The organism is Paenibacillus sp. BK720 (genome assembly GCF_011761545.1).
GTDB lineage: Bacteria > Bacillota > Bacilli > Paenibacillales > Paenibacillaceae > Pristimantibacillus.
Window position 1 is genome coordinate 91,321 of record NZ_JAASRQ010000004.1, and the last position, 6,466, is coordinate 97,786.

The window sequence follows — 6,466 nt, forward strand, 5'->3', positions numbered from 1 at the left end:
ATCAATCATTCCTTAGCGATAGTTACATCTTTATAGTAGTATTGCAAGATATAAGAGTAGTCATACCCTTGCTGTGCCAGACCTAACGCTCCGTATTGGGATAATCCGATTCCGTGGCCGTACCCCGTTCCGACGAAACGGAAGGAAGGATCCTTGGTTGTCGCGCGGATCTGGCTGTCTCCGTTCATAACGATCACGTTGCTGTCGGCCTGCGTGACTTGGCCGCCTGCCTGAATCATATAAACGGGCTGCGCGGAAGACGTCTTCGTGCGGGTCGAGCCGTTGGCGCCAAGCATAGTCACCTTCGCCGTTTCGTCTACCTTAAATAGCGTGCTAGGCAAACCGCCAAGCGCCGAACGAAGCACATCTGGATATTTTACATTGTAGGACTGTCCATTGACAAGCAATTGCGTAACTCGCCCCGATGGCCCCGTTGTTCCGACCTGCAAGGAAGTAATCGGCCCCGTAACGCTCGCCTGCTTCGTCATCGTAGCGAGAAGCTCCGAAGACGTGAAGGGACCCTTCACCCAGGACATCGCGTTATTCTCGACCGCTTTGTCCAGAATGGCAACAACGGTGCCTTTATTCACTTGCCCGACTAACGCAACGGCATCTTCTACCTTCGGATTTTTCCGCACTTTGGATCCGTCCGTATTTACGGTCATTAGCTTGACGCCTGCCGCATTCGTTTGACCGGAATCGGTCAGCAGATCCTCCCGGATATATCCGGTCTGATTGTTCGGCAAAACAACCCGGTACCAAGTGTACAAGCCCTTCTCCGAGGAGCTGTCCGCCGGACTGGAGACGCTCTTCAGGTAGGCAACGGAATTGCCCCAAATCTCCGAAGCATCTGCTGTTTTGCCTCCGCCGTTGGATGAGAACAGCGCCTCAATAAGCTTGCCGTTGTACAGCATCACTTCGCCGGCCGTCTCGTCTACCGCTTGAATGGTCGAAGGCTTCTCGGTTACCGTGCCTTGATATTCCTGGCTGCTAACGGTATCAACGACGTTGGCGATTTGGAAGCCCGCGCCTTGGTACAGCGCATACGTGCGTGCCGCTACCGCCTGTGCTTTGAGCGCTTCAAGCGGCCATGACGAGATCATCTCTCCGCCAACCACGGAATATAAATATTGCTCGAATGGCAGCTCGTTAACGACGGCCAGCTTGCCGTTGAATTCGCTGACCTCGAATTGCCCCCGGTAAGTCCGGCCGCTGCGCTCCGTCAGCTTAATCGCGCTGTTGCCCGCTGGCATAATCCGAACCTTCGCATTGTTAACCGGGAACGCGTAGAGCGTAACCGGACTGTCTGCTTTGCCGCTTAACGTATGGTCGTTGCGTTCCAGCAGATAAGCGGAATCATCCGCCGTCTTCAGCCCGCTGCCCGCTGCGCCGGCAGCCGTCTTCACCACATTAAGCTCAGCCGTGCTGGCAGCAGCGCCAACAAACACGGAATAACGCGCATTCGCGCTGCCGTCGGCCTTGCGCACGCCTACGAATGCATCCACTCCCGCTGCGCTGAAGGCGTCGGAGGCTTTAAGCGCCTCCGCTTCGGAAGCGTAAGTTGCTGCGCTTTCCAGGTGGTACGGCCCTTGAATTGCCGCTTTGGCACTGCCGGTCAGCTTGCCGATCGTGCTGTCCGCCGCCCATTTGGTCATGGCCGCCGTTGCGTCTGCCGCATTGCCGTATGTACCTTCCGCAACCTGATAAACCGTCTTTCCTTTTTTCTTCAGGGACGTAATAAAGCCGCTCCCGGACAAGGCCTGAAGCCTTTTGTAAACGGCAAGCGCCGTATCGAAGCTTTCCGTCTCGATTACTTTTACCTTATAGTCGTCCTTCGCAATCCGGGATTGCACATTAGCCCCGGTATTGACCCACGGTACCGTACCCGCAGGATCGCTCATGCCTATCGTTAAACCGCCGGCGGAAGAAAACGTAGCCGCGGCCGTGTTAGCCTGATATTTCCCCGGCAGCTGCAGGTAGATGGCAACCCGAATCGTGTCAAGCTGCGGAACGGCGCCAAGCGAAGGCTTCACCCACCACGTCGATACAAACAAAAGTCCGGCGATCGTAAGCAAGGATAACCGCTTAAACGACCATCGTTGAAAATTCATCAATGATTCCCCTTTCCCCTCTCATGTTGCGGCGGCAAGTCGCAGCCGTTTAAGGAGCAGCTCTGCTCCGTGCGTCCAAACCAGTCGTATCTGCGTTTCGCGATATAGCGGTAGAGCAAATCGCCAACCCGGCTTAAGCCGGGCAAGCGGTAAAGCAAAGCAAGCAGACGGAAGCCTTTGATGGTCCGCAAAATCCGGACAACGCCGTCAGCGCCGGCATACAGCCGGCCCTTCTCGTCTGCGACATGCATCTTCTCGTACAGGTCCGTCTCTGCTGCTTTCTCAATTCCGGGAACGCGGCTTGCCGCGTCGCCAAGCGATTGAATAGGCACAAAAATCAAATCGGCGTTGGAACGAAGCTCTCGCAGCTTGCTCACCGTTCCCGTGCACAGATTGCAGGTTCCGTCATATACGATATACAGCTTTTCCCGCTCGCTCTTCATCTTCCTCACCTTTCCGGTATAGGCATCCCGAGATGACGATACGCCTGATCCGTTGCGATCCGGCCGCGAGGCGTCCGCTGCAGAAAACCGATCTGCATCAAATAAGGCTCGTAAACATCCTCGATCGTCTGGCTTTCTTCGCCAATCGACGCGGCAATCGTATCCAAGCCGACCGGACGGCCGGCAAACGTCGTCATCATCGCCAGCAGCATTTTATGGTCGATATTGTCGAGCCCCATCGGATCGACCTGCTGCAGCTCCAGCGCGGATTTTGCTATCTCGTGCGTAATGATGCCATCGCCGCGCACCTGCGCATAATCGCGCACGCGCTTCAGGAGACGGTTCGCAATGCGAGGCGTTCCCCGGGAACGCATCGCAATCTCTTCCGACGCTTCCCCGATAATGGCAATATCGAAGATTTCAGCCGAACGGGAAACAATGTAAGCCAGCTCATCCACCGTATAGAACTCCAAACGGCTGATGACGCCAAACCGGTCGCGCAGCGGCGCCGACAGAAGACCCGCTCTTGTCGTTGCGCCAATAAGCGTAAACGGCGGCAGGTCGAGACGGACGGACCTGGCGCTGGGCCCTTTGCCGATCATAATGTCCAGCGCGAAATCCTCCATCGCCGGATAGAGCACTTCCTCTACCGTCCTGTGAAGACGATGGATTTCGTCAATGAAAAGCACATCGCCTTCCTGCAGATTGGTCAGCAGGGCGGCAAGGTCGCCGGGACGCTCGATTGCCGGCCCCGACGTCGTGCGCAGGTTAACGCCAAGCTCATTGGCGATAATGTTCGACAGCGTTGTTTTCCCGAGCCCGGGAGGTCCGTACAGGAGAACATGGTCCAATGCTTCTTTCCGCATCTTGGCTGCGTCGATATAAATCTTTAAATTCTCCTTCGCTTTGGACTGCCCGATATATTCGGCCAGATACCGGGGGCGCAGGCTTAATTCCATAGCCTGCTCGTCCATCATCAGGTTAGCGGATATAATCCGATCTTCCACCCTCGCTCAGCTCCTTTATGTTAGCCTTTAAACAGCTGCTGCAAGGCACGTTTCATTAATGAATCCACCGTTTCGTCCGCGGTTACCGACGGAGCCAGGGCGTTCCAGGCCTTATCCAGCTCGGCGCCCGTATAACCAAGCGCGGCAAGCCCGTCGCGCGCCTCTTCCCAGGCTGTTCCGGCTCCTTGCTGCGCGCTTGCTGCGGAGACCGGTTGATGAGACGCTAGTCCCGCTGCGGCAAGAAGCCCCGCATCCGTCGCAAAGCCCGCCAGCTTATCCTTTAGGTCGAGAATCATGCGCTGGGCCGTCTTTTTGCCAATGCCGGGAAGTCTCGTCAGGAACGCGATATTCTCCTGCTGAATCGCGCCGATCACGGCATCCGGACGCCCGCCGGCCAGAATGCCAAGCGCCACTCTCGGACCGATGCCCGACACTTCGAGCAGCTTGCGGAACAAGGTCTGCTCCTCCCTCGACTCAAAGCCGTACAGAAGGATCGCATCCTCGCGGACATGATGGTGAATATAGATGGTGACGGTCTCCTCTTTGCCCGCAAAGGCATAAGGATTAGGCGTAAACACCCGGTAACCGACGTCTCTGACATCTAAAACGACATATTCGGATTCTACATGAGAAATAAGTCCGCGTAAAAAATCGATCATCGAAGCACCTCGTTAATTTTTTGCGACAATCCCGAAGAATGGGCATGACAAATCGCTACCGCAAGCGCATCCGCCACATCGTCCGGCTTCGGTATGGCCGACAGCTTAAGAAACATTTTAACCATTTCCTGCACCTGGCGCTTCTCTGCTTTGCCATAACCCACAACGGCCTGCTTCACCTGAAGCGGCGTATACTCTGCTACCGGCAGTCCCCGCTGGGCGGCGGCCAGAATAATAACCCCCCTCGCCTGCCCTACGGCAAACGCCGTGGTTACGTTTCGGTTGAAGAACAGCTTCTCTACGGCCACGGTATCGGGCTTATACTTATCCATGAGCGCAACCGCCGAGTCGTAAATCTGCACGAGCCTTTCCTCTTGAGGCGTATGGGCAGCCGTCTGAATACAGCCGTATTGGACGGGCTTCAGCTTATGGCCATCCTTATCAATAAAACCAAATCCCGCGATCGCAATGCCGGGGTCTATACCAAGAACGCGCAATCCGCCAACTCCTTTGCGGCAGTCATTACCGCTTCTTATCCGTCCATTATAGCAAAAGTTGGACCATATGAGAACACGCGTTTGAGATCGCCGCGGGGAGGAGGCATGGCCCCGTCCACGAAAAAACCTTCCGCTGGAGAACGCGGAAGGTCAGCATCCGATCAATACGTCGGCTTCATCACTTTTTGGTTGGCGGGTATGGCAAAATCGCTGTAGGTCGACAGAACGCTGTTGTATTCATCCATATCCATAATCTTGATCCCCTCGGACAGACGTTCTACTTTATCCTGCGGCAGGCTGCTCTCCATATATTTCACGTCCAACTGAAAAAAGGTCTTTACGACCTTCTCTTTTTTGGGAGCTCCTTCAAAGAGAGACAGGTAGCCTTGTTTATCCAGCCCGATATAGATGTTGCCTTTGCACGTTTGCGAGAAATCTTCTATCTCCTGCTCCAGCAGCACGGTCCGACCGTCCTGCGACAGCATCGCCGTCCATTCCGGATGGGACATCAGCATGCGTATCACTTCGGCGGAGGTCAATTGGCCAAGCGGCTGCGTTTCCTCCCCGCAAATGTACTGGCGGTGCAGCTGAACCGCAAGAGGCTCCTCATGCTCCTGCAATATACGGATCAGACCGGGATTTCCTTCTCCCGGTTCCTTGCCGGCTGCCGCTGCCGCAGCGGCAGCCGGCGATCCGTAAACAGCTTGTACGAGCACGGTTGCTCCAATCAAGAAGGATCCCAAGGTCCACATCGGACGCCGCCCTCGTCGCAGTCTTTTTTTCAATTGCTTCCATAAGCTGAACTTCATCATCATAATAATAGCCCCTTGTATTTCTTTTTGACCTAGTTTAACTCAATGCTTCCAATAATATGTACGCATAAAGCGCTCGCGAAAGTTATTTTTGAAAAAGCAAACAGCCTCCCGCCCGTAAAACAGGCAGGAGGCTGTTGCCGAATTATGCATCAGCGGTTAATCCAGGGTTTGCTGTTGCGGTCTGTTTTTTTCGACGATTTTGGAGCAACCGAACGGATTTTAGCTATTTTGCGCGGCTTTGCTTTTTTGATCACCGCTTCGGTAACGGCTTCTATCAACTCTTCTTCCGTGCGTTTACCGCCGCAGCCGCAAGGATCATCCTGCGCGCCAGCCGTTTGGCCAGGCCAGTAGGAATAAGGACTGAAGCCTTGAGCGCCGGCTACTTGATTGCCGTAATAGCCGTAGCCGACAGGCCCCATGCCGGCCGGGGATACATTCGTGCCTGGCGCGGCGTTAGGCCCAAGCGCAAGCGGCGAAACATTCGAGCCAAGCGCCGCAGGCGATACGTTGGATCCAAGCGCAGCCGGAGATACGTTCGAGCCTAGCTCTGCAGGCGATACGTTAGATCCAAGCGCAGCGGGGGATACGTTCGAGCCTAACGCTGCGGGCGATACGTTTGGTCCCATCGCAGCCGGCGATACCATTCCCGGATGACCGTAGCCGTAGCCGTAATCCGGGCCTGCGTTAACGGGGGATACCATTCCTCCGTAGCCGTAGCCATATTCCGGACCCATATTTGCCGGAGATACCGCTCCCGGCCAGCCGTAGCCATAACCGCCGACAGGTCCTGTCATTTCAGGGCTGACGGCTGTTGGGGCACTATTTTCTCCCAAGGCAGCAGGCGATACATTCTCGGGACCAAAGCTTGCCGGAGATACCGCTCCCGGCCAGCCATAGCCAGGTCCCATCTCTGCCGGGGACACCGCCGTTGGGC

The 6,466-nt window shown here is 55.6% G+C and carries 6 protein-coding genes and 1 pseudogene; all 7 read right to left on the reverse strand.

The genetic code is table 11. From position 1 onward, the window contains the following. Window positions 1-5: 5 nt before the first annotated feature. Entirely contained in the window at window positions 6-2,111 is a 2,106-nt protein-coding gene (locus FHT67_RS16035) for a SpoIID/LytB domain-containing protein (RefSeq protein ID WP_132307265.1), read from the reverse strand. Then, window positions 2,111-2,554: a thiol-disulfide oxidoreductase DCC family protein gene (locus FHT67_RS16040; RefSeq protein ID WP_132307267.1), complete on the reverse strand. Its 444-nt coding sequence runs from the start codon at window positions 2,552-2,554 to the stop codon at window positions 2,111-2,113. The genes FHT67_RS16035 and FHT67_RS16040 overlap by 1 nt, the downstream gene beginning before the upstream one ends. Before the next feature lie 5 nt (window positions 2,555-2,559). Further along, window positions 2,560-3,561: a Holliday junction branch migration DNA helicase RuvB gene (gene ruvB / locus FHT67_RS16045; RefSeq protein ID WP_132307269.1), complete on the reverse strand. Its 1,002-nt coding sequence runs from the start codon at window positions 3,559-3,561 to the stop codon at window positions 2,560-2,562. Window positions 3,562-3,581: 20 nt separating this feature from the next. Further along, the gene (gene ruvA / locus FHT67_RS16050) at window positions 3,582-4,220 is read right to left on the reverse strand and encodes a Holliday junction branch migration protein RuvA (RefSeq protein ID WP_132307271.1); all 639 of its coding nucleotides are present in this window, start codon (window positions 4,218-4,220) and stop codon (window positions 3,582-3,584) included. After that, window positions 4,217-4,717: a crossover junction endodeoxyribonuclease RuvC gene (ruvC, locus tag FHT67_RS16055; RefSeq protein ID WP_015845963.1), complete on the reverse strand. Its 501-nt coding sequence runs from the start codon at window positions 4,715-4,717 to the stop codon at window positions 4,217-4,219. The genes ruvA and ruvC overlap by 4 nt, the downstream gene beginning before the upstream one ends. 161 nt (window positions 4,718-4,878) lie before the next feature. After that, window positions 4,879-5,532, reverse strand: coding sequence for a BofC C-terminal domain-containing protein (locus tag FHT67_RS16060; RefSeq protein ID WP_167199852.1), 654 nt, complete (start codon window positions 5,530-5,532; stop codon window positions 4,879-4,881). Window positions 5,533-5,681: 149 nt separating this feature from the next. Further along, a pseudogene (locus tag FHT67_RS16065) lies at window positions 5,682-6,466 on the reverse strand (hypothetical protein); the annotation flags it as partial.

Excerpts from the sequence above, each read along its gene's own strand:
- FHT67_RS16035 (WP_132307265.1), bottom strand. The coding sequence starts at position 2,111 with ATGAATTTTCAACGATGGTCGTTTAAGCGGTTATCCTTGCTTACGATC.
- FHT67_RS16040 (WP_132307267.1), bottom strand. The coding sequence starts at position 2,554 with ATGAAGAGCGAGCGGGAAAAGCTGTATATCGTATATGACGGAACCTGC.
- ruvA (WP_132307271.1), bottom strand. The coding sequence starts at position 4,220 with ATGATCGATTTTTTACGCGGACTTATTTCTCATGTAGAATCCGAATAT.
- FHT67_RS16060 (WP_167199852.1), bottom strand. The coding sequence starts at position 5,532 with ATGATGATGAAGTTCAGCTTATGGAAGCAATTGAAAAAAAGACTGCGA.